21 protein-coding genes are annotated in these 21,404 nt (G+C 53.0%); 13 read left to right on the forward strand and 8 right to left on the reverse strand.

Translation table 11 applies throughout. The features are described 5' to 3' along the window. The first annotated feature begins 3 nt into the window (after nucleotides 1–3). On the forward strand, nucleotides 4–1,014 hold the full coding sequence (ruvB, locus tag EOS97_RS19690) for a Holliday junction branch migration DNA helicase RuvB (RefSeq protein WP_000568504.1): 1,011 nt from the start codon (nucleotides 4–6) through the stop codon (nucleotides 1,012–1,014). A 78-nt stretch (nucleotides 1,015–1,092) separates the two neighbouring features. On the opposite strand, the gene znuB is transcribed toward ruvB, so the two are convergent. Further along, nucleotides 1,093–1,878 (reverse strand): zinc ABC transporter permease subunit ZnuB, encoded by a 786-nt coding sequence (gene znuB, locus EOS97_RS19695; RefSeq protein WP_000571508.1) that lies wholly within the window; start codon nucleotides 1,876–1,878, stop codon nucleotides 1,093–1,095. Then, nucleotides 1,875–2,630 (reverse strand): zinc ABC transporter ATP-binding protein ZnuC, encoded by a 756-nt coding sequence (gene znuC / locus EOS97_RS19700; RefSeq protein WP_000203019.1) that lies wholly within the window; start codon nucleotides 2,628–2,630, stop codon nucleotides 1,875–1,877. Before znuC ends, znuB begins: the two co-directional genes overlap by 4 nt. A 78-nt stretch (nucleotides 2,631–2,708) precedes the next feature. Between znuC and znuA the strand changes: the two genes are divergently transcribed. The 3 genes from znuA to lpxM all read left to right on the forward strand — a co-directional run bounded on the left by znuA (nucleotide 2,709) and on the right by lpxM (nucleotide 6,076). Further along, complete coding sequence (gene znuA / locus EOS97_RS19705; protein WP_000939601.1) at nucleotides 2,709–3,653, forward strand: zinc ABC transporter substrate-binding protein ZnuA; 945 nt, start codon at nucleotides 2,709–2,711, stop codon at nucleotides 3,651–3,653. Between the two features lie 15 nt (nucleotides 3,654–3,668). Continuing rightward, nucleotides 3,669–4,988, forward strand: coding sequence for a murein DD-endopeptidase MepM (gene mepM / locus EOS97_RS19710; RefSeq protein ID WP_001184028.1), 1,320 nt, complete (start codon nucleotides 3,669–3,671; stop codon nucleotides 4,986–4,988). A gap of 116 nt (nucleotides 4,989–5,104) precedes the next feature. Further along, a complete protein-coding gene (lpxM, locus tag EOS97_RS19715; RefSeq protein WP_000448401.1) occupies nucleotides 5,105–6,076 on the forward strand; it encodes a lauroyl-Kdo(2)-lipid IV(A) myristoyltransferase in 972 nt (323 codons plus the stop codon). A gap of 72 nt (nucleotides 6,077–6,148) precedes the next feature. Here the strand turns inward: lpxM and pyk are convergent, their stop codons facing one another. Together pyk and EOS97_RS19725 are read right to left on the reverse strand one after the other, a co-directional pair. Further along, nucleotides 6,149–7,591 carry a pyruvate kinase gene (gene pyk / locus EOS97_RS19720; RefSeq protein ID WP_000091156.1) on the reverse strand — a complete coding sequence of 481 codons (1,443 nt, stop codon included), beginning with the start codon at nucleotides 7,589–7,591 and terminating at the stop codon, nucleotides 6,149–6,151. A 123-nt stretch (nucleotides 7,592–7,714) separates the two neighbouring features. Continuing rightward, a complete protein-coding gene (locus EOS97_RS19725) occupies nucleotides 7,715–8,584 on the reverse strand; it encodes a MurR/RpiR family transcriptional regulator (protein ID WP_001056719.1) in 870 nt (289 codons plus the stop codon). Between the two features lie 341 nt (nucleotides 8,585–8,925). Between EOS97_RS19725 and zwf the strand changes: the two genes are divergently transcribed. The 3 genes from zwf (at nucleotide 8,926) to kdgA (ending at nucleotide 13,126) form a co-directional block, all read left to right on the forward strand. Further along, a complete protein-coding gene (zwf, locus tag EOS97_RS19735) occupies nucleotides 8,926–10,401 on the forward strand; it encodes a glucose-6-phosphate dehydrogenase (RefSeq protein ID WP_000301711.1) in 1,476 nt (491 codons plus the stop codon). 234 nt (nucleotides 10,402–10,635) lie between these two features. Then, on the forward strand, nucleotides 10,636–12,447 hold the full coding sequence (gene edd, locus EOS97_RS19740) for a phosphogluconate dehydratase (RefSeq protein WP_001069120.1): 1,812 nt from the start codon (nucleotides 10,636–10,638) through the stop codon (nucleotides 12,445–12,447). 37 nt (nucleotides 12,448–12,484) lie between these two features. Next, the gene (gene kdgA, locus EOS97_RS19745) at nucleotides 12,485–13,126 is read left to right on the forward strand and encodes a bifunctional 4-hydroxy-2-oxoglutarate aldolase/2-dehydro-3-deoxy-phosphogluconate aldolase (RefSeq protein ID WP_000800497.1); all 642 of its coding nucleotides are present in this window, start codon (nucleotides 12,485–12,487) and stop codon (nucleotides 13,124–13,126) included. A 99-nt stretch (nucleotides 13,127–13,225) separates the two neighbouring features. Here kdgA and purT read toward each other — a convergent pair whose 3' ends face one another. Next, nucleotides 13,226–14,404, reverse strand: a complete 1,179-nt coding sequence (gene purT, locus EOS97_RS19750; RefSeq protein WP_000173432.1) for a formate-dependent phosphoribosylglycinamide formyltransferase — start codon at nucleotides 14,402–14,404, stop codon at nucleotides 13,226–13,228. 130 nt (nucleotides 14,405–14,534) lie between these two features. Between purT and yebG the strand changes: the two genes are divergently transcribed. From yebG to ptrB, 4 genes are all read left to right on the forward strand, one after another. Continuing rightward, entirely contained in the window at nucleotides 14,535–14,825 is a 291-nt protein-coding gene (gene yebG / locus EOS97_RS19755) for a DNA damage-inducible protein YebG (RefSeq protein WP_000257726.1), read from the forward strand. 67 nt (nucleotides 14,826–14,892) lie between these two features. After that, nucleotides 14,893–15,246 carry a protein YebF gene (gene yebF, locus EOS97_RS19760; RefSeq protein ID WP_001042120.1) on the forward strand — a complete coding sequence of 118 codons (354 nt, stop codon included), beginning with the start codon at nucleotides 14,893–14,895 and terminating at the stop codon, nucleotides 15,244–15,246. 93 nt (nucleotides 15,247–15,339) lie between these two features. Then, the gene (locus EOS97_RS19765) at nucleotides 15,340–15,999 is read left to right on the forward strand and encodes a tellurite resistance TerB family protein (protein WP_000024707.1); all 660 of its coding nucleotides are present in this window, start codon (nucleotides 15,340–15,342) and stop codon (nucleotides 15,997–15,999) included. A gap of 213 nt (nucleotides 16,000–16,212) precedes the next feature. Further along, entirely contained in the window at nucleotides 16,213–18,264 is a 2,052-nt protein-coding gene (ptrB, locus tag EOS97_RS19770; protein ID WP_000936991.1) for an oligopeptidase B, read from the forward strand. A gap of 34 nt (nucleotides 18,265–18,298) precedes the next feature. Here the strand turns inward: ptrB and exoX are convergent, their stop codons facing one another. The 3 genes from exoX to EOS97_RS19785 all read right to left on the reverse strand — a co-directional run bounded on the left by exoX (nucleotide 18,299) and on the right by EOS97_RS19785 (nucleotide 20,015). Continuing rightward, nucleotides 18,299–18,997 carry an exodeoxyribonuclease X gene (exoX, locus tag EOS97_RS19775; protein ID WP_000944282.1) on the reverse strand — a complete coding sequence of 233 codons (699 nt, stop codon included), beginning with the start codon at nucleotides 18,995–18,997 and terminating at the stop codon, nucleotides 18,299–18,301. A 23-nt stretch (nucleotides 18,998–19,020) separates the two neighbouring features. Beyond that, nucleotides 19,021–19,677 carry a carbon-nitrogen hydrolase family protein gene (locus EOS97_RS19780; protein WP_000100257.1) on the reverse strand — a complete coding sequence of 219 codons (657 nt, stop codon included), beginning with the start codon at nucleotides 19,675–19,677 and terminating at the stop codon, nucleotides 19,021–19,023. 107 nt (nucleotides 19,678–19,784) lie between these two features. Next, entirely contained in the window at nucleotides 19,785–20,015 is a 231-nt protein-coding gene (locus EOS97_RS19785) for a DNA polymerase III subunit theta (RefSeq protein WP_000856224.1), read from the reverse strand. A 137-nt stretch (nucleotides 20,016–20,152) separates the two neighbouring features. Here EOS97_RS19785 and yobA point away from each other — a divergent pair, with 137 nt between their 5' ends. Together yobA and copD are read left to right on the forward strand one after the other, a co-directional pair. Further along, nucleotides 20,153–20,527, forward strand: a complete 375-nt coding sequence (gene yobA, locus EOS97_RS19790) for a CopC domain-containing protein YobA (RefSeq protein WP_000168396.1) — start codon at nucleotides 20,153–20,155, stop codon at nucleotides 20,525–20,527. Further along, the gene (copD, locus tag EOS97_RS19795) at nucleotides 20,528–21,403 is read left to right on the forward strand and encodes a copper homeostasis membrane protein CopD (protein ID WP_000979697.1); all 876 of its coding nucleotides are present in this window, start codon (nucleotides 20,528–20,530) and stop codon (nucleotides 21,401–21,403) included. Nucleotide 21,404 lies beyond the last annotated feature (1 nt).

Genomic DNA, 21,404 nt, shown 5'->3' on the forward strand with positions numbered 1-21,404 from the left:
AGGATGATAGAAGCAGATCGCCTGATTTCAGCAGGCGCCACGATCGCAGAAGACGTCGCCGATCGCGCCATTCGCCCGAAGTTATTGGCGGAATATGTCGGCCAACCGCAGGTGCGCTCCCAGATGGAGATCTTTATTCAGGCGGCAAAACTGCGTGGCGACGCACTAGATCACTTGCTGATTTTCGGCCCGCCAGGGTTAGGTAAAACGACTCTGGCGAATATCGTTGCCAATGAAATGGGCGTCAATCTCCGAACCACGTCCGGCCCGGTGCTGGAAAAAGCAGGCGATCTGGCGGCTATGCTCACCAATCTTGAACCGCATGATGTGCTGTTTATTGATGAGATTCACCGGCTTTCACCGGTGGTGGAAGAGGTACTCTATCCGGCGATGGAAGATTACCAGTTGGATATTATGATTGGCGAAGGGCCTGCTGCACGTTCAATTAAGATCGATCTGCCGCCGTTTACGCTCATTGGCGCGACGACGCGAGCAGGTTCGCTGACCTCGCCGCTACGCGACCGTTTTGGTATTGTGCAGCGCCTGGAGTTCTACCAGGTGCCCGATCTGCAGCACATCGTCGGGCGCAGCGCAAGGCACATGGGGCTTGAGATGAGCGATGACGGCGCGCTGGAAGTGGCGCGTCGGGCGCGCGGTACGCCGCGTATAGCCAACCGTCTGCTCAGACGTGTGCGTGATTTCGCCGAGGTGAAGCATGACGGGGCTATTTCAGCGGAAATTGCCGCGCAGGCGCTGGATATGCTGAACGTCGATGCGGAAGGGTTTGACTATATGGATCGCAAGCTGCTGCTGGCGGTTATTGATAAATTCTTCGGTGGACCGGTCGGCCTGGATAACCTGGCGGCGGCGATTGGCGAAGAGCGTGAAACCATTGAGGATGTGCTGGAGCCGTATCTGATTCAGCAAGGCTTTTTGCAGCGCACGCCGCGTGGGCGTATGGCAACGGTGCGCGCCTGGAACCATTTCGGGATCACGCCGCCAGAGATGCCTTAGCGCCTGAAGTCGCTGCGCTCATCAGACCTGGGCGATTTTGTAGGCCCGGTAAGCGCAGCGCCACCGGGCAACACACGCTTAGCTTGCCTGCTTTTTCATCATACTGAAGATAAACAGCAGCGCGGCACACAGCACTACGGATGGCCCTGCCGGGGTATCATAAAAGGCTGAGAAGGTCAGTCCACCTGTAACCGCTATCATACCTACACCAACGGCGACGCCCGCCATCTGCTCCGGCGTACGGGCAAAGCGACGCGCGGTTGCGGCGGGGATAATCAGCAGCGACGTAATGATCAGCGCTCCGACAAACTTCATCGCTACGCCAATGGTTAACGCCGTTACCAGCATCAATAGCAGCTTCACGCGCTGTAACTTCACGCCATCGACAAAGGCAAGATCCGGACTGATAGTCATTGACAGCAAGTTGCGCCACTGCCAGAAGAGAATGGCCAGCACAATAACGACCCCAATAGCGATCGAGATAAGATCTTCCGGCGTGACGGCCAGCAAATCGCCAAACAGATAAGCCATTAAATCAACGCGGACGTTGGACATCAGGCTGACCACGACCAGTCCTAAAGATAAGGCGCTGTGCGCCATAATGCCCAGTAAGGTATCAATCGCGAGGTGAGGGCGTTTCTCCAGCCATACCAGACCGGCGGCCAGCAGCAGCGTAACGGCGATTACCGCATAAAAGGGGTTAACGTCCAGCAACAGGCCAAAAGCCACGCCCAGAAGCGACGCGTGAGCCAGCGTATCGCCAAAATAGGACATCCGACGCCAGACCACAAATGAGCCCAAAGGACCAGCGGCGCACGCCAGCATCATCCCGGCCAGCCAGCCGGGCAGTAATAATTCAATCATGAGTGACCATTTCCCCGGCGCAGTACAATACGACCCTGTAAATCGTGGCGATGATTATGATGATGGCGATAAATCCCTAATTGCTCCGCGCCTCGCGGGCCAAACATAGAGATAAATTCCGGATGCATAGACACCACTTCCGGCGCGCCGGAACAGCAAATATGATGGTTCAGGCATAACACTTCATCCGTCTTTGCCATGACCAGATGTAGGTCATGCGACACCATCAGCACGGCGCAATCGAGTTCATGGCGCAGCTGATCGATCAGGTCGTATAACGCGACCTGGCCGTTGACATCCACGCCTTGCGTCGGCTCATCAAGTACCAGCAACTGCGGCCTGTTAAGCAGAGCACGCGCCAGCAGTACGCGCTGTGTCTCACCGCCGGAGAGTTTTTGCATGGGCGCGTCAATCAAATGTCCGGCCTGAACGCGTTTAAGCGCCGGGAGAATATCCGTTTTTTGCGTGCCGGGACGTAAACGTAAAAACCGGTTTACCGTCAGGGGAAGCGTGGTATCGAGATAGAGCTTTTGCGGGACATAGCCGATACGGAGTTGCCCGTTGCGCTTGATCACCCCTTCATCAGGGGCTACCAGTCCTAAAACCACGCGTACAAGCGTTGACTTCCCCGCGCCGTTAGGGCCGAGAAGCGTTAAAATTTTTCCGGGGCTCAATTCAAGCGACACGTCAGAGAGGACGCGGCGTTGACCAAATGAGACCGAGACGTTTTCCAGTGAAACTAAACTTGTCATGTTAATTTTAGGCTTGCAGAAGTGATAGAATGTTATAATATCACATTTCACACATTCATTACGATGATTAGTCGCATTATGTTACAGAAAAATACGCTTCTTTTCGCAGCATTATCCGCCGCGCTTTGGGGGAGTGCAACCCAGGCTGCCGACGCCGCCGTTGTCGCTTCGCTTAAACCACTTGGGTTTATCGCTTCCGCCATTGCTGATGGCGTTACGGATACGCAAGTATTACTTCCGGATGGGGCATCCGAGCATGATTATTCATTGCGTCCATCAGACGTAAAACGCTTACAGGGCGCGGACTTAGTCGTCTGGGTTGGCCCGAAAATGGAAGCCTTTATGGAGAAGTCGGTCAGGAATATCCCTGATAATAAGCAGGTTACCATTGCGCAACTTGCCGATGCAAAACCGTTACTCATGAAGGGCGCGGATGATGATGAGGATGAACATGCGCATACGGGCGCCGATGAGGAAAAAGGTGACGTACATCACCATCACGGCGAATATAACATGCATCTTTGGCTCTCCCCAGAGATAGCGCGGGCTACAGCGGTTGCAATCCATGAAAAATTAGTGGAACTTATGCCGCAAAGTCGAGCCAAACTCGACGCCAACCTGAAGGATTTTGAGGCACAATTAGCCGCAACCGATAAACAGGTCGGTAACGAGCTCGCGCCGCTCAAGGGGAAAGGGTATTTCGTTTTTCATGACGCCTACGGTTACTACGAAAAACACTACGGACTCACCCCGCTCGGTCACTTTACCGTGAACCCTGAGATACAACCTGGCGCGCAGCGTTTACATGAAATAAGAACACAGTTGGTTGAGCAAAAAGCAACCTGCGTTTTTGCTGAGCCACAATTCAGGCCAGCGGTCGTGGAAGCCGTGGCGAGAGGGACATCCGTTCGAATGGGAACACTGGACCCCCTCGGGACGAACATTAAACTGGGTAAAACAAGCTATTCAGCGTTTTTAAGCCAATTAGCCAACCAGTATGCGAGCTGCCTGAAAGGAGATTAACGAGGAAGTGAATACGTGCAACAGATAGCCCGCTCTGTCGCCCTGGCATTTAATAATCTGCCCCGACCCCACCGCGTTATGCTGGGGTCACTTACCGTTCTGACACTGGCCGTCGCCGTATGGCGGCCCTATGTTTACCACCCAGAATCCGCACCAATCGTTAAAACTATTGAACTGGAGAAAAGCGAGATTCGTTCCCTCTTACCGGAGGCCAGCGAACCCATCGATCAGGCCGCGCAGGAAGATGAAGCTATTCCTCAGGATGAGCTGGACGATAAAACCGCAGGCGAAGTCGGCGTCCATGAATACGTCGTCTCCACAGGCGATACGTTAAGCAGCATTCTGAATCAGTACGGCATCGATATGAGCGATATTAGCCGACTTGCCGCTTCTGATAAGGAGCTGCGCAATCTGAAAATTGGCCAACAGCTTTCCTGGACACTGACCGCCGATGGCGATTTACAGCGTCTGACATGGGAAGTCTCCCGCCGTGAAACGCGTACCTACGATCGCACTGCCAACGGTTTTAAAATGAGCAGTGAAATGCAGCAGGGGGACTGGGTCAACAGTCTGCTGAAAGGTACGGTAGGGGGTAGCTTTGTCGCCAGCGCGAAAGAGGCCGGTTTAACCAGCAGCGAAATCAGCGCAGTGATAAAAGCCATGCAGTGGCAGATGGATTTTCGCAAGCTGAAAAAGGGCGATGAATTTTCGGTTCTGATGTCGCGCGAGATGCTGGATGGCAAGCGTGAACAGAGTCAGTTGTTGGGCGTGCGGATGCGTTCCGATGGTAAAGATTACTACGCCATTCGCGCCGCTGACGGTAAATTCTATGACCGTAACGGTGTTGGCCTGGCAAAAGGCTTTTTACGCTTCCCGACCGCCAAACAGTTCCGCATCTCCTCCAACTTCAATCCGCGCCGTCTGAACCCGGTTACCGGACGCGTTGCGCCGCATCGTGGCGTTGACTTTGCGATGCCGCAGGGGACGCCGGTGCTGTCGGTGGGGGATGGCGAGGTCGTGGTCGCTAAACGTAGCGGCGCTGCCGGTTACTACATTGCGATTCGTCATGGACGCACCTACACCACACGTTACATGCACTTGCGTAAGCTGCTGGTGAAACCGGGGCAAAAAGTGAAACGTGGCGATCGTATTGCGCTTTCTGGTAACACCGGGCGTTCCACAGGGCCGCATCTGCATTATGAGGTATGGATCAACCAGCAAGCCGTTAACCCTCTGACAGCAAAATTGCCGCGCACGGAAGGTCTGACGGGGTCAGATCGTCGTGAATACCTGGCACAGGTGAAAGAGGTTCTGCCGCAACTGCGCTTCGATTAACAAATGCGCTGACAGAGCCGGTACGCGATGTGTGCCGGCTTTTTTGTTTTGTGTGAGACGCAGACGTCGCTACACTATTCACAATTCCTTTTCGCGTCAGCAGACCCTGGAAAAGCATGGAAACCAAAAAAAATAATAGTGAGTATATCCCTGAATTCGAAAAATCCTTTCGCTATCCGCAGTATTGGGGCGCCTGGTTGGGCGCTGCGGCAATGGCGGGGATCGCATTAACACCGGCATCATTCCGCGACCCTTTGCTGGCGACGCTGGGGCGTTTTGCCGGACGGCTGGGGAAGAGTTCTCGTCGCCGGGCGCTAATTAATTTGTCGTTGTGCTTTCCGCAGCGTAGCGAAGCTGAGCGCGAAGCGATTGTCGATGAGATGTTCGCCACCGCGCCACAGGCAATGGCGATGATGGCTGAGTTGGCGATGCGCGGTCCGAAAAAAATTCAACAGCGTGTTGACTGGGAAGGTCTGGAAATCATTGAGGAGATGCGTCGTAACGACGAAAAAGTCATTTTTCTCGTACCGCATGGCTGGGGCGTCGACATTCCAGCCATGCTGATGGCCTCTCAGGGGCAAAAAATGGCGGCGATGTTTCATAATCAGGGTAATCCGGTTTTTGACTATATCTGGAACACAGTGCGTCGGCGTTTCGGCGGACGTTTGCATGCGCGTAATGACGGGATTAAACCCTTTATTCAGTCTGTTCGTCAGGGCTACTGGGGTTACTACCTGCCGGACCAGGATCACGGCCCGGAGCATAGTGAATTCGTTGATTTCTTTGCGACATACAAAGCGACGCTGCCTGCAATTGGTCGGCTGATGAAAGTGTGCCGCGCACGCGTGATACCGCTTTTCCCGGTGTATAATGGTAAAACGCATCGCCTGACTATCCAGATTCGCCCGCCAATGGACGATCTGCTCACGGCTGACGATCACACAATCGCCAGACGGATGAACGAAGAGGTCGAAATTTTTGTCGGCCCGCATCCGGAACAGTACACCTGGATCCTGAAGCTGCTCAAAACCCGCAAGCCAGGCGAGATTCAGCCGTATAAGCGTAAAGATCTTTATCCCATCAAATAAATAAAGCCTCTCGTAAGAGAGGCTTTATGCTGACAAACCCTGTATTACCTGATGAACAGGTGTGGGGGAGCTTTACTCAACGGTCAAAATACGCGTGGTATTGGTTGAACCGACGGTGCTCATGACATCGCCCTGGGTCACGATAACCAGGTCACCGGAAACCAGATACCCTTTATCGCGCAGCAGATTAACAGCTTCATGCGCCGCGACAACGCCATCAGCCGCGCTATCAAAATGCACCGGCGTTACTCCGCGGTAGAGCGCGGTCAGGTTCAGCGTGCGTTCATGGCGCGACATGGCGAAAATCGGCAGGCCGGAGCTGATACGGGAAGTCATTAGCGCGGTACGACCGGATTCCGTCATGGTGATGATCGCGGTAACGCCTTTCAGATGGTTTGCCGCATACATCGCAGACATGGCAATAGCTTCTTCAACGTTGTCGAACTGCACGTCGAGACGGTGTTTAGACACATTGATGCTGGGGATTTTTTCTGCGCCCAGGCAGACGCGCGCCATTGCGGCAACGGTTTCAGAAGGATACTGACCGGCTGCGGTTTCGGCAGACAGCATAACCGCATCCGTGCCATCCAGGACGGCGTTCGCCACGTCCATCACTTCCGCACGGGTCGGCATCGGGTTGGTGATCATCGACTCCATCATCTGCGTTGCGGTGATGACTGCGCGGTTTAGCTGACGCGCACGGCGAATCAGCGCTTTCTGGATACCAACCAGCTCCGGATCGCCGATTTCAACGCCCAGATCGCCACGTGCGACCATCACAACGTCAGAGGCCAGAATGATATCGTCCATGGCGTTTTGATCGCATACCGCTTCGGCGCGTTCGACCTTAGCCACAATTTTCGCGTCGCAGCCGGCGTCGCGCGCCAGGCGGCGTGCATAGTTCAGATCTTCGCCGCAGCGCGGGAAGGATACGGCCAGATAGTCAACGCCTATCAGCGCAGCGGTTTGAATATCGGCTTTGTCTTTTTCGGTCAGCGCTTCAGCAGAAAGCCCGCCGCCGAGCTTGTTAATGCCTTTATTGTTAGACAGCGGGCCGCCGACGGTGACCTCGGTAAAGACTTTCATGCCCTGGACTTCAAGCACTTTCAACTGCACTCGACCATCGTCAAGCAGCAGGATATCGCCAGGAACGACGTCTGCCGGCAACCCTTTGTAATCAATGCCGACTTTTTCTTTATCGCCTTCGCCTTTACCCAGGTTAGCGTCTAACAGAAATTTGTCCCCGATATTGAGGAACACTTTGCCTTCTTTAAAAGTGGAAACGCGAATTTTTGGCCCTTGCAGGTCGCCTAAAATAGCCACATGACGCCCCAATTTGGCGGCAATCTCACGGACTTTATCAGCACGCATTTTATGATCTTCCGGCGAGCCGTGAGAGAAGTTCATACGTACTACGTTTGCGCCCGCGGCGATAACCTTCTCAAGGTTGTTATCGCGGTCAGTTGCCGGGCCTAACGTGGTAACGATTTTGGTTCTGCGAAGCCTTCTGGACATGTAATACTCCGTTGACTAAAACAACTTGGTGTTGCGTGAACATTGATCCGGTCGTTCTGAAACCTTAACGGTATAAAATGAACGTCCCCGGATGACGAAAAGGGTAGAACATTGTTATTGCTTTTAGCGGTCATCACTCCTGATGAGTAATTCTTTATCAAAACGCGATTCCTTGAGCGCTTCCTTGACACGCTTCAAGTTATCTCTGAATTTCGCCCCGCGACGCAAAGTAAATCCCGTTGCCAGCACATCTATCACGGTCAGCTGAGCAAGTCGAGAGACCATGGGCATATAAATGTCTGTATCTTCCGGTACGTCGAGGGTAATGGCCAGCGTGGCTTCGCGCGCCAGCGGCGTTCCAGCGGAGGTCAGGGCGATCACCATCGCATCGTTTTCCCGCGCCAACTGCGCCAGTTCCACCAGGCTCTTGGTTCTGCCAGTATGCGAAATGAGCACGACGACGTCATCATCGTTACAATTCATACAGCTCATCCGTTGCAGCACGATATCGTCGGAGTAAATCACCGGCACATTGAAGCGAAAAAACTTATTCATGGCGTCATGCGCGACCGCGGCGGAGGAACCAAGACCAAAAAAGGCGATTTTTTTTGCCTGGGTCAGTAAATCGACGGCGCGGTTGACGGCCGATTTATCCAGCGACTGACGAACATGGTCGAGACTGGCCATGGCGGACTCGAAGATTTTTCCTGTATAGGCCTCAACGCTGTCATCTTCATCCACATTGCGATTAACATAGGGGGTGCCATTTGCCAGACTTTGCGCCAGATGCAGTTTAAAATCAGGAAAGCCGCGGGTATTCATGCTGCGACAGAAACGGTTCACCGTTGGCTCGCTAACGTTAGCTTCCTGGGCCAGCATGGCAATGCTTAAGTGAATCGATCTGCCTGGGGCGGCCAGAATAACATCGGCGACTTTTCGTTCAGATTTGCTTAAATGTTCCAGTTGAGACTGGACTTTTTCCAGCATATTCATGATTAGCAAGGCTCATGGGTATTAGCGATTTCAATGATGCGCGAAACCGAGCGCGTTTTGTTAGATATTACTCCTGGCGGCTGTCAAAGGGGGCAAAATGGCTAAAAAAGGTGTCGTTTTTTTTCATTACATGACCGACGTCGGATTTTAAGTTCCAGCTTGTGTGGAAAAGCGACAATTTTATTAGGCGTTTTGCCGATTATATTGCCAATCAAACGCCGGTTCACCTATGAAAAGGCGTTTACGGTTTCCGTAATCTCGTAAAAGCAGTACAGTGCTGTGTAATAAAATTACAACGATATCCTGGCTAAAGTACCAGGAGATTAACTGAGGAGAATGACATGGCGGTAACGCAAACAGCCCAGGCATGTGACCTGGTCATTTTCGGCGCGAAAGGCGACCTGGCGCGCCGGAAACTGCTGCCTTCCCTGTATCAGCTTGAGAAAGCCGGCCAGATCCATCCGGATACCCGGATCATTGGGGTGGGGCGCGCGGACTGGGATAAAGAAGCTTATACCCACGTCGTGCGTGAGGCGCTGGAAACCTTCATGAAGGAAAAAATTGATGAAGGCTTGTGGGATACGCTGAGCGGCCGTCTGGATTTTTGTAATCTTGACGTTAACGATACGCCTGCGTTCAGTCGCCTGGGCGATATGCTGGATCAAAAAAACCGCACCACCATTAACTATTTTGCGATGCCGCCCAGCACCTTTGGCGCTATTTGCAAAGGGTTAGGGGAGGCTAAACTCAACGCCAAACCGGCGCGCGTCGTGATGGAAAAACCGTTGGGTACTTCGCTGGCGACCTCGCGTGAGATTAACGATCGGGTCGGCGAATACTTTGAAGAGTGCCAGGTATATCGTATCGACCACTATCTGGGCAAAGAAACGGTTCTCAACCTGCTGGCGCTGCGTTTTGCCAACTCGTTATTCGTTAATAACTGGGATAACCGCACTATCGATCACGTTGAGATTACCGTAGCGGAAGAGGTGGGGATTGAAGGGCGCTGGGGATATTTTGACCAGGCCGGTCAGATGCGCGATATGATCCAGAACCACTTGCTGCAAATTCTCTGCATGATTGCCATGTCACCGCCGTCTGACCTGAGCGCCGACAGTATTCGCGATGAAAAAGTCAAAGTGTTGAAATCGCTGCGCCGTATTGATCGCTCCAACGTGCGTGAAAAAACGGTTCGTGGTCAATACACCGCGGGCTTTGCGCAGGGGCAAAAGGTGCCGGGCTATCTGGAAGAAGAGGGCGCGAATAAAAGCAGCAACACCGAAACTTTCGTCGCGATCCGCGTCGACATCGATAACTGGCGTTGGGCGGGCGTGCCATTCTATCTGCGCACCGGCAAGCGTCTGCCAACCAAGTGCTCTGAAGTCGTGGTTTATTTCAAGACGCCTGAACTGAATCTCTTTAAAGAGTCCTGGCAAGACCTGCCGCAGAACAAATTGACGATTCGCCTGCAGCCGGATGAAGGCGTAGATATTCAGGTGCTTAACAAAGTACCGGGGCTGGATCATAAGCATAATCTGCAGATCACGAAGCTTGATCTGAGCTACTCCGAGACCTTTAATCAGACGCACCTGGCGGATGCATATGAGCGCCTGCTGCTGGAAACGATGCGTGGCATTCAGGCGCTGTTTGTCCGCCGTGACGAAGTGGAAGAAGCCTGGAAGTGGGTGGACTCCATTACCGAAGCATGGGCGATGGACAACGACGCGCCGAAGCCGTATCAGGCGGGCACCTGGGGACCGGTAGCGTCCGTGGCGATGATTACCCGTGACGGTCGTTCGTGGAATGAGTTTGAGTAAATTTGCCACTCACTCTTAGGTGGTATTTTACCGGTAACATGATCTAACACAGATTGTAGAATCATTTTTGCACTTTTAAGCCTCGTGTGGATTCACCTGCGAGGCTTTTTTTATTACACTGCCTGAAACGATTTTGCCCCATTATCCCCGGACATCATGTATTTCACTGTCTTTCCACATTGATGAAACGCATGGTAAACCCGGTAGCCGGACAGATAAATTTCAGGAGCCTCTATGAATCCTAATTTGTTACGCGTAACACAGCGCATTGTCGAACGCTCGCAGCAGACCCGAAAAGCCTATCTTGCCCGCATTGAGCAGGCGAAAACCGCCACGGTCCACCGATCTCAACTGGCCTGCGGCAACCTGGCGCATGGCTTCGCCGCCTGTCAGCCAGAGGACAAAGCCTCGCTGAAAAGTATGTTGCGCAATAATATCGCCATTATTACCTCCTACAATGACATGCTCTCTGCGCATCAACCGTATGAACATTATCCGCAGATTATTCGTCAGGCCCTGCATTCCGTGAATGCGGTAGGTCAGGTCGCAGGCGGCGTACCGGCAATGTGCGATGGCGTTACGCAAGGTCAGGATGGCATGGAGTTGTCATTACTCAGCCGCGAAGTGATAGCGATGTCGGCAGCAGTAGGCCTCTCTCACAATATGTTTGACGGCGCGTTATTCCTCGGCGTATGCGACAAAATCGTTCCGGGGCTGGCGATGGCCGCGCTCTCTTTTGGTCATTTACCCGCGATTTTTGTTCCGTCAGGCCCGATGGCGAGCGGCCTGCCGAATAAAGAAAAAGTCCGTATTCGTCAGCTATATGCGGAAGGAAAAGTAGACAGAATGGCGCTGCTGGAGTCAGAAGCCGCCTCTTACCATGCGCCGGGCACCTGTACATTTTACGGCACCGCCAACACCAACCAGATGGTGGTGGAGTTTATGGGAATGCAGTTGCCGGGTTCTTCGTTTGTGCATCCGGATGCGCCGCTGCGCGAGGCATTGACTGCCGCTGCCGCACGTCAGGTAACACGTCTTACCGGCAACGGCAATACGTGGATGCCACTCGGTAAAATGATCGACGAAAAAGTCGTGGTGAACGGCATTGTCGCGCTGCTGGCTACCGGCGGCTCCACCAACCACACCATGCATCTGGTTGCAATGGCGCGCGCGGCGGGCATTCTGATCAACTGGGATGACTTCTCGGATTTGTCGGAAGTGGTTCCGTTGATGGCACGTCTGTACCCGAACGGTCCGGCGGACATTAACCACTTCCAGGCGGCGGGCGGCGTACCGGTATTGATGCGTGAGCTGCTCAATGCCGGATTGCTGCACGAAGACGTTAATACTGTCGCAGGCTTCGGCCTGAAACGCTATACGCTGGAGCCCTGGCTCAACAACGGCGAGCTGGACTGGCGTGAAGGCGCGGAAAGGTCACTGGATAACGATGTCATTGCCTCTTTTGATAAGCCGTTCTCTCCTCACGGCGGTACTAAGGTGCTAAGCGGTAATCTGGGGCGCGCAGTAATGAAGACGTCTGCGGTACCGGTTGAAAACCAGATCATTGAAGCGCCTGCCATGGTATTTGAAAGTCAGCATGATGTGCTGCCTGCGTTTGACGCGGGCCTGCTTGACCGGGATTGTGTCGTTGTCGTGCGTCATCAGGGACCAAAAGCGAATGGAATGCCAGAATTACATAAACTCATGCCGCCACTTGGTGTATTATTGGACCGCTGTTTCAAAATCGCGTTAGTTACTGATGGACGACTTTCAGGCGCTTCGGGTAAAGTGCCTTCAGCTATCCACGTAACGCCGGAAGCCTACGATGGCGGCTTACTGGCAAAAGTGCGCGATGGCGACATCATTCGCGTGAATGGGCAGACAGGTGAGTTAACTCTGCTGGTCGACGAGGCGGAACTTGCCGCTCGTCAGCCTCATATTCCGGACCTGAGCGCGTCGCGCGTCGGAACAGGGCGTGAGTTGTTTGGCGCGCTGCGCGAAAAGCTGTCGGGTGCGGAGCAGGGCGCAACCTGTATCACTTTTTAAGATGACACACTAGTAATCAGGCGAGAGAAGAATTCCGATGAAAAACTGGAAAACAAGTGCAGAAGCAATCCTGACCACCGGCCCGGTTGTCCCGGTCATTGTAGTCAATAAACTGGAGCACGCGGTGCCGATGGCTAAAGCGCTGGTGGCCGGGGGCGTTCGCGTTCTGGAAGTGACTTTACGTACGGCCTGCGCGATGGATGCTATTCGCGCTATCGCTAAAGAAGTGCCGGAAGCGATTGTCGGCGCCGGAACCGTTCTCAATCCGCAGCAGTTGGCGGAGGTGACGGAAGCGGGCGCGCAGTTTGCGATTAGCCCGGGACTGACTGAGCCACTGCTGAAAGCCGCGACGGCAGGCACTATCCCATTGATTCCCGGTATTAGCACCGTTTCTGAACTGATGTTGGGCATGGACTATGGTCTGAAAGAGTTCAAATTCTTCCCGGCGGAAGCGAATGGCGGCACTAAAGCGTTGCAGGCGATTGCCGGCCCGTTCTCTCAGGTACGTTTCTGCCCAACTGGCGGCATCTCTCCGGCAAACTATCGTGACTATCTGGCGCTGAAAAGCGTGTTGTGCATCGGCGGTTCCTGGCTGGTGCCGGCCGACGCGCTGGAAGCGGGTGATTACGATCGCATCACCAAACTGGCGCGCGAAGCGGTAGAAGGCGCGAAGCAGTAAGCCGTTAAATGCCCGATGGCGCTTGCTTATCGGGCTTACGAGTGGCGATCAGACAGGTCTGATAAAAATGCGCTAACGTCGCCATCAGGCGATGGCGCATTAGCCTTTTACCGTCACGCGGCTGGCGGCCTTTTTCGCTCTTATCACCGCTTCTTCAACGTTTTCACCTGTCGCTAACGCTACACCAAGACGACGGGTGCCGTCGATCTCAGGCTTACCAAACAGCCGTACCTGCACTCCAGCTCCTACCGCCGCGTGTACATTATCAAACGTCATATTTCGACTGGTAAGCTGCGGCAGAATCACGGCCGAGGCAGCGGGACCATACTGGCGAATAGCGCCTACGGGCATTCCCAGAAAGGCGCGCACATGCAGCGCAAACTCAGAGAGATCCTGAGAAATCAACGTGACCATTCCGGTATCGTGCGGGCGAGGGGAGACTTCGCTGAAAATGACTTCATCGCCACAGACGAAGAGTTCAACGCCGAACAGGCCATGACCGCCTAACGCCAGTACCACATGACGGGCAATCTCTTGCGCCCGCTTCAGCGCCAGTTCGCTCATCTGCTGTGGCTGCCAGGATTCGCGATAGTCGCCATCTTGCTGACGATGACCGACCGGCGCGCAGAAATGCACACCATCGACGGCGCTAACGGTGAGCAGCGTGATTTCAAAATCAAATTTAACCACGCCTTCCACAATCACGCGACCCGCGCCAGCGCGTCCGCCCTGTTGAGCATACTCCCATGCCTGCGCGAGCTGTTCGGCCGAGCGGATAAAGCTCTGGCCTTTGCCGGAAGAGCTCATGACCGGTTTGACGATGCAAGGAAAACCCACTGCGGCTACCGCATCATGAAAACTGGCCTCACTGTCGGCAAAGCGATACGTCGATGTCGGCAGTCCTAATTCTTCTGCGGCCAGGCGACGGATCCCTTCGCGGTTCATCGTGAGCTGCGTTGCACGGGCGCAAGGCACGACATTCAGCCCTTCGCCCTCCAGCTCGCGCAGCGTATCGGTGGCGATCGCTTCTATTTCCGGCACGATATAATGCGGTTTTTCCTCTGTAATCACATGACGTAGCGCCTCGCCGTCCAGCATATTAATGACGTGTGAACGGTGAGCCACATGCATGGCGGGAGCATCAGGATAGCGATCGACGGCGATAACCTCGATCCCCAGGCGTTGGCATTCAATCGCCACCTCTTTTCCTAATTCTCCTGCCCCTAATAACATCACCCGCGTTGCTGCCGGACGCAGCGCAGTGCCTAATAGCGTCATATTTCTGTCCCCTTATTTACCTGCGCGCAGTATATACGAAAACGTTTGCGTATGTCTTTTCGAATAAATTGCTTTTCTTGCTGCCTTGCAATATACTGTATATAAACACAGGTAAATAAGGGGCTGCAAAATGGCGGTTGAAGTTAAATACGTAGTCATTCGCGAGGGTGAGGAGAAGATGTCATTTACCAGTAAAAAGGAAGCCGACGCCTGGGACAAAATGCTCGATACTGCCGATCTTCTTGATACCTGGCTTGAGCAGTCGCCAGTCGTGCTGGAAGATGGGCAGCGCGAGGCGTTGTCGCTGTGGCTGGCGGAACATAAAGAGGTGTTAAGCACTATCCTCAAAACCGGTAAGTTGCCTTCTCCGCAGGCGGTTGAAAAGGACGCCGTGAGTAAAACGAAAAAGCAAGCCGCCTGAACCCACACTTGCGCTCCCGGCGTTTTGTACCATGCTTTTCCTGAATCATTGTGCTAAGGAGAAAAGTATGAATAAAAGAGGAGCGTTGTTGAGCCTGCTGTTGTTATCCGCCAGCATATCGGCATTTGCGGCATCCACCGAGAGTAAATCGGTTAAGTTTCCGCAGTGCGAAGGGCTGGATGCTGCCGGGATTGCGGCAAGCGTGAAGCGCGACTACCAGCAAAATCGTATCGTGCGGTGGGCAGACGACCAAAAAAAGGTCGGGCAGGCTGACCCGGTCGCGTGGGTTAATGTGCAGGACGTTGTGGGTCAAAATGATAAATGGACAGTTCCGCTAACTGTTCGCGGTAAAAGCGCCGATGTTCATTATCAGGTCATCGTTGATTGCAAAGCCGGCAAGGCGGAATATAAGCCCCGCTAGCAGCGTAATTTGCGCTTCTTTTGCCGGAACAGACAATTCCTGACATCCCCTCAGGTACGCTTGACCATTATTGGTCTGTATTTGAGGGGTACTATGGCTAACTGGTTGAACCAATTACAATCACTTCTTGGGCAAAAAGGCGCTTCTGCATCGCCTTCCGGTGAACAGGGGTTAAATAAACTGCTGGTTCCCGGCGCGCTGGGCGGTCTGGCTGGACTGTTGGTCGCCAATAAGTCTTCGCGCAAATTATTAACCAAATACGGTACTGGCGCTTTGCTGGTGGGCGGCGGCGCGGTGGCGGGTTCCGTATTGTGGAATAAGTACAAAGATAAAGTACGCGCCGCGCATCAGGGGGAGCCGCAATTCGGCAGCCAAAGTACGCCGCTGGATGTTCGCACTGAGCGACTGATCCTGGCGCTGGTTTTTGCTGCAAAAAGCGATGGGCATATTGATGCCAAAGAACGCGCGGCGATTGAGCACCAACTGCGAGAATCAGGTGTGGAAGAGCAAGGGCGTGTGTTTATCGAAAAAGCTATTGAGCAGCCGCTTGATCCACAACGTCTGGCACAGGGTGTTCGCAATGAAGAAGAAGCCCTGGAAATCTACTTCCTGAGCTGCGCCGCCATTGATATTGACCACTTTATGGAACGTAGCTATCTGAATGCGTTAGGAGACGCACTAAAAATTCCTCAGGAGGTTCGGGACGGTATCGAGCAGGACTTGCAGCAGCAAAAACAGGCGCTACCAGGCTGATAACCTGCCATTAAGTAACATGTTTCGCTTGCATCATGCGTGTCTTTTGCCACCCTTATAGGATGGATAGTTTACGTCATTCATGTTGCAGGATAGCGGCGAAGCAGTGACATCTCAGGCGCTTACCGAGGTGAGCGGACCGGGACTACCATGCTAAGCCGCTGTGTTTGCCGCGTGATATATAACAAATATTAACGCAAAAGAAAAAACGACATGTTGCCAAAAGCCAATCGAATTCCCTATGCCATGACCGTACATGGCGATACGCGCATTGATAATTATTACTGGCTGCGAGATGACACTCGCTCGCAGCCGGAAGTCCTTGATTACCTGCATCAGGAAAATGAGTATGGCCGGAAGGTCATGTCCTCTCAGCAGGCGTTACAGGACCGCATTCTAAAAGAAATTATCGATCGCATCCCGCCCAGAGAAGTTTCCGCTCCGTATGTGAAAAACGGCTATCGCTACCGTTATATCTATGAACCCGGCTGCGAATATGCCATCTATCAACGACAATCGGCGTTAAGCGAAGAGTGGGATGTGTGGGAAACCTTGCTCGATGCGAACCAGCGGGCCGCGCACAGCGAATTTTATACGCTCGGCGGACTTGCCATTACGCCGGATAATACCATCATGGCGCTGGCGGAAGATTATTTATCCCGTCGTCAGTATGGGTTGCGTTTTCGTAACCTCGAAAGCGGTAACTGGTATCCGGAACTGCTGGATAACGTTGCGCCTGAATTTGTCTGGGCCAATGATTCCCTGACCCTTTACTACGTGCGTAAGCATAAGAAGACGCTGCTGCCCTATCAGGTTTGGCGACACACGATTGGCACTCCGTCATCGCAAGATGAACTGGTATATGAAGAGAAAGACGATACCTTTTATGTCAGCCTGCATAAAACCACTTCGCAGCATTATGTGGTGATTCATCTTGCCAGCGCCACCACTAGCGAAGTGCTGTTACTTGACGCGGAACTGGCCGATGCCGAGCCGTTTTCATTTTTACCGCGCCGCAAAGACCATGAATATAGTCTCGATCACTATCAACATAAGTTTTACCTGCGCTCTAACCGGAACGGTAAAAACTTTGGGTTGTACCGTACCCGCGTGCGCAATGAAAATGCCTGGGAAGAGCTGATCCCTCCGCGCGAGCATATTATGCTGGAAGGGTTTACCCTGTTTACCGACTGGTTAGTAGTAGAAGAGCGTCAACGGGGGCTTACCAGCCTGCGGCAAATTAACCGTAAAACCCGTGAAGTGATAGGCATCGCCTTTGACGATCCGGCTTACGTGACCTGGCTTGCCTATAATCCCGAACCTGAGACCTCCCGGCTGCGTTACGGCTATTCTTCAATGACGACGCCAGATACCTTGTTTGAACTGGATATGGATACCGGAGAGCGACGGGTACTTAAACAGACGGAAGTGCCTGGGTTTGATTCTGGCTGTTATCAGAGCGAACACCTGTGGATCACCGCACGCGACGGTGTCGAAGTGCCGGTATCGCTGGTTTATCATCAGAAGTATTTTCGTAAAGGGCAAAATCCGCTTCTGGTTTACGGCTACGGATCTTACGGTTCCAGTATTGACGCCGACTTCAGCAGCAGCCGACTGAGCTTGCTGGATCGTGGCTTTGTTTACGCAATCGTACACGTTCGCGGCGGCGGTGAGCTGGGGCAGCAGTGGTATGAAGATGGTAAATTCCTCAAAAAGCGGAATACTTTTAATGACTATCTTGATGCCTGCGATGCCTTATTAAAACTGGGTTACGGTTCACCGTCGCTGTGTTATGGGATGGGCGGGAGCGCGGGCGGAATGCTAATGGGCGTCGCTATCAACGAACGTCCCGAGCTTTTCCACGGCGTTATTGCCCAGGTACCCTTTGTTGATGTATTAACCACGATGCTGGATGAGTCGATCCCACTAACGACAGGAGAGTTTGAAGAGTGGGGGAACCCGCAGGATATTAAGTATTATGACTATATGAAAAGCTATAGTCCTTATGACAATGTCAAAGCGCAGGACTATCCGCACCTGCTGGTGACAACAGGATTGCACGATTCTCAGGTGCAATACTGGGAGCCAGCGAAGTGGGTGGCAAAATTACGCGAGCTAAAAACGGACCAACGTCTGCTGCTGTTATGTACGGATATGGACTCCGGGCACGGTGGTAAGTCGGGGCGGTTTAAATCCTACGAAGGCGTCGCGTTGGAGTTCGCCTTTTTAATCGGCCTGGCGCAGGGAACCTTACATAGCGCATAGACGCGCGCCCGCAACGGCTTGTGAGCGTCGCGGGTTATTGTGGTGTTCCATTGCTGCGTTGCTCGCCAGCCTGAACATCTTCCAGGTAGTGTTTAAGCGTCAGGCGAAGTTCCGGGCTCATATTATCAAGGTTATTAAAAAGCCAGCGTAAATAGCCCGGATCGCGTTTTGCGACTTCAGATACCGCCTTACCGCGGTATTTACCGAACGGGAAAGTGGTTAACAGCGCAGGACGGCCCGTGATATTGACCATTTCTTCCGCGGTCCAGCCGGTGGTTCGCATAATATCAATCAGCAAGGCGGCGGTGATATAGCAATCATAAAGCGCCCGGTGATGGTGCAGCCCCGGTGGCGTTTGTACGCTTAGTTTGCGCGATTTATAGAGCGCCATATTGCTGTATTTTATTCCCGGCCACAGGCGTCGCGACAACTTCATGGTACAGATCCACTCACCCGGCAATTCAGGTAATACGCGTCTGTCGAAACTGGCATTGTGAGCGACATACCACTCACTACCGTAATAAAGCGGTATGACATCTTCAATCCACGGCTTATCGGCGACCATGGCTTCGGTAATACGGTGTATCGCCATCGCCTGCGGCGTAATAGGGCGATCGGGGCGTATCAGGTGACTCATGGGATTGACAATGTTGCCATCAATGACATCTACAGAGGCTATCTCTACGATCCCGCCCTGCAGCCCGCAGGTTTCCGTGTCTATAATCCGCAACATGATTCATTCCTCACCGAAAGACCTTAGCGTAATGGAATGATATCGCCTTGCCAACCCTCGGTTGTGCGCAGACCCGTCAGTAATAGCGAACCGCAATCGGCACGAACAATAAGTTGCCCGCTTTCATCCCACAGCGCGCTACTGCCACAGGCATTGGCCATCAGTACGGCCAGCGCATATTTATGCGAAAAACGTTGTAAGCGTGAGGTAGAAGCATGGAGTTCAGGTTCGTTAAGACATTGACTGGTTGTGAATAACGTAAATGAGGGATCTATATCACCACCTTCTGGCTGCTCATCCACCACGTTGATAGCGCTTCGCTGCCTGGCAATACAGGCGCCATGACTTTTGTGAAACATGAGCGGTGACGTCAGCCATGGGGCAAAAATAGCGATGCCTTTTACGAAGCGGCAGTTATGCTCAACAGGCATACCCACAATGATAGTCATATGGTGGGTATCGGCCGCATGAGTGAGCGGCTGTAAAAGCGCCTCGTCAGGCGGGGCGGGCAACGATTTATTTCTTTCGTCGCAGCCTAATAGCGACAGTGACGGAAAGACCAGCAGTTCGCACTGTTGACGAGCCGCAAGCTCAATATATTCCAGATGATGGGCGACATGCTCCGCCGGCGAGGCGTTCAGGGGCGCATACTGCGCAGCAGCAATTTTCCAGGAGGACATAATGACTTCCTTTTCATAGTCTCTACAGCCATTCTAAAAAGCATAGGTTAAGAATCGCCTTATAATGTAGTCGTCTGCATGTAAGGAAGTGTAACGTTATATAATTTTTATTTAACTTTGGGTTCGTAAGGGAGTCGGGATAGTGATACGGAAGCCAGACGATGGGCAATCAGCCGCTCGCGAAACCAGGCGCGTAGATGCTCTGGCTGCTCACGTTCGACCGCCTCCGCGACAACTGGCATATTGTAGCGCTCTTTAAATGCCACCCCGGCTGCCGCCAGGTCCACATTGACTTTATCCATTTCCGCTTGTTCAAGCTGAGCCAGATTTGTTTTCATACGTGTCTCCTTTTTTGTTGCCGCCAGAAGGTACTAAGAGTCCGCGGTAATGGCAAGATGGAAATGATGATCCTCGACTCATTGATTGTTGAAGGTTATTCTTTGTAACGTAGGTATAACAAAAAGGAATAGTGAATATGGCTTCTTCTGCACCATCGCGACGTTTAGCTTTAGTGCTGCTGGCATCGACATTTGCGACGCCAGCGGCCTGGGCACATGCGCACCTGACGCATCAGTATCCAGCGGCGAATGCTGCCGTTACGGCCTCGCCACAGGCGCTGACTCTGAATTTTTCTGAAGGGATTGAGCCAGGGTTCAGCGGCGCAACCATTACTGGCCCTCAGCAAGAGCTCATCAAAACGCGCCCGGCAAAGCGAAATGAACAGGATAAAACGCAGTTGATTATCCCGCTTGAGCAGCCGTTAAAATCTGGCGCTTATACGGTAGACTGGCACGTTGTGTCGGTGGATGGACATAAAACAAAAGGGAAATACACCTTCAGCGTGAAATAAATGATGCTGACATTCGTCTGGATAACTCTCCGATTTATTCATTTTGCTAGTTTGATGCTGGTCTACGGCTGCGCGCTTTACGGCGCCTGGCTGGCACCCGCATCAATTCGTCGTTTAATGACGCGTCGATTTTTACATCTGCAACGACATGCCGCCGCCTGGAGCGTTATCAGCGCGGCTTTTATGCTGGCAATTCAGGGCGGACTGATGGGTGGCGGCTGGCCCGATGTTTTTTCCGTCTCTGTGTGGAGCGCGGTACTGCAAACCCGCTTTGGCGCGGTCTGGATATGGCAAATTATCCTCGCGCTGGTCACGCTGGCGGTGGTAGTCATTGCGCCGGTAAAAATGCAACGACGGCTTCTTATTCTCACCGTTGCTCAGTTTATCCTGCTGGCAGGCGTTGGACATGCGACGATGCGCGACGGTGTAGCGGGAACATTACAGCAGATTAACCATGCTCTGCATTTACTCTGTGCCGCAGCCTGGTTTGGTGGGCTGTTGCCAGTGGTTTATTGTATGCGCATGGCTCAGGGACGCTGGCGTCAACATGCTATTAGCGCCATGATGCGTTTTTCTCGTTATGGTCACTTTTTTGTGGCGGGCGTATTGCTCACAGGCATTGGCAACACGCTATTTATCACGGGATTTACCGCCATCTGGCAGACCACCTATGGACAGTTGCTTTTGTTAAAATGTGCGCTGGTGGTGCTTATGGTAGCAATTGCGCTGACGAATCGGTATGTTCTCGTACCACGTATGCGACAGGAAAATCCCCGGACTGACCTATGGTTTGTCAGGATGACGCAAATTGAATGGGGAGTTGGAGGCATAGTTCTGGCGATCGTCAGCCTGTTTGCAACCCTCGAACCTTTCTGAT

Origin of the sequence: Salmonella sp. SSDFZ54, assembly GCF_004010735.1 — a bacterium.
GTDB classification, from domain to species: domain Bacteria; phylum Pseudomonadota; class Gammaproteobacteria; order Enterobacterales; family Enterobacteriaceae; genus Salmonella; species Salmonella enterica.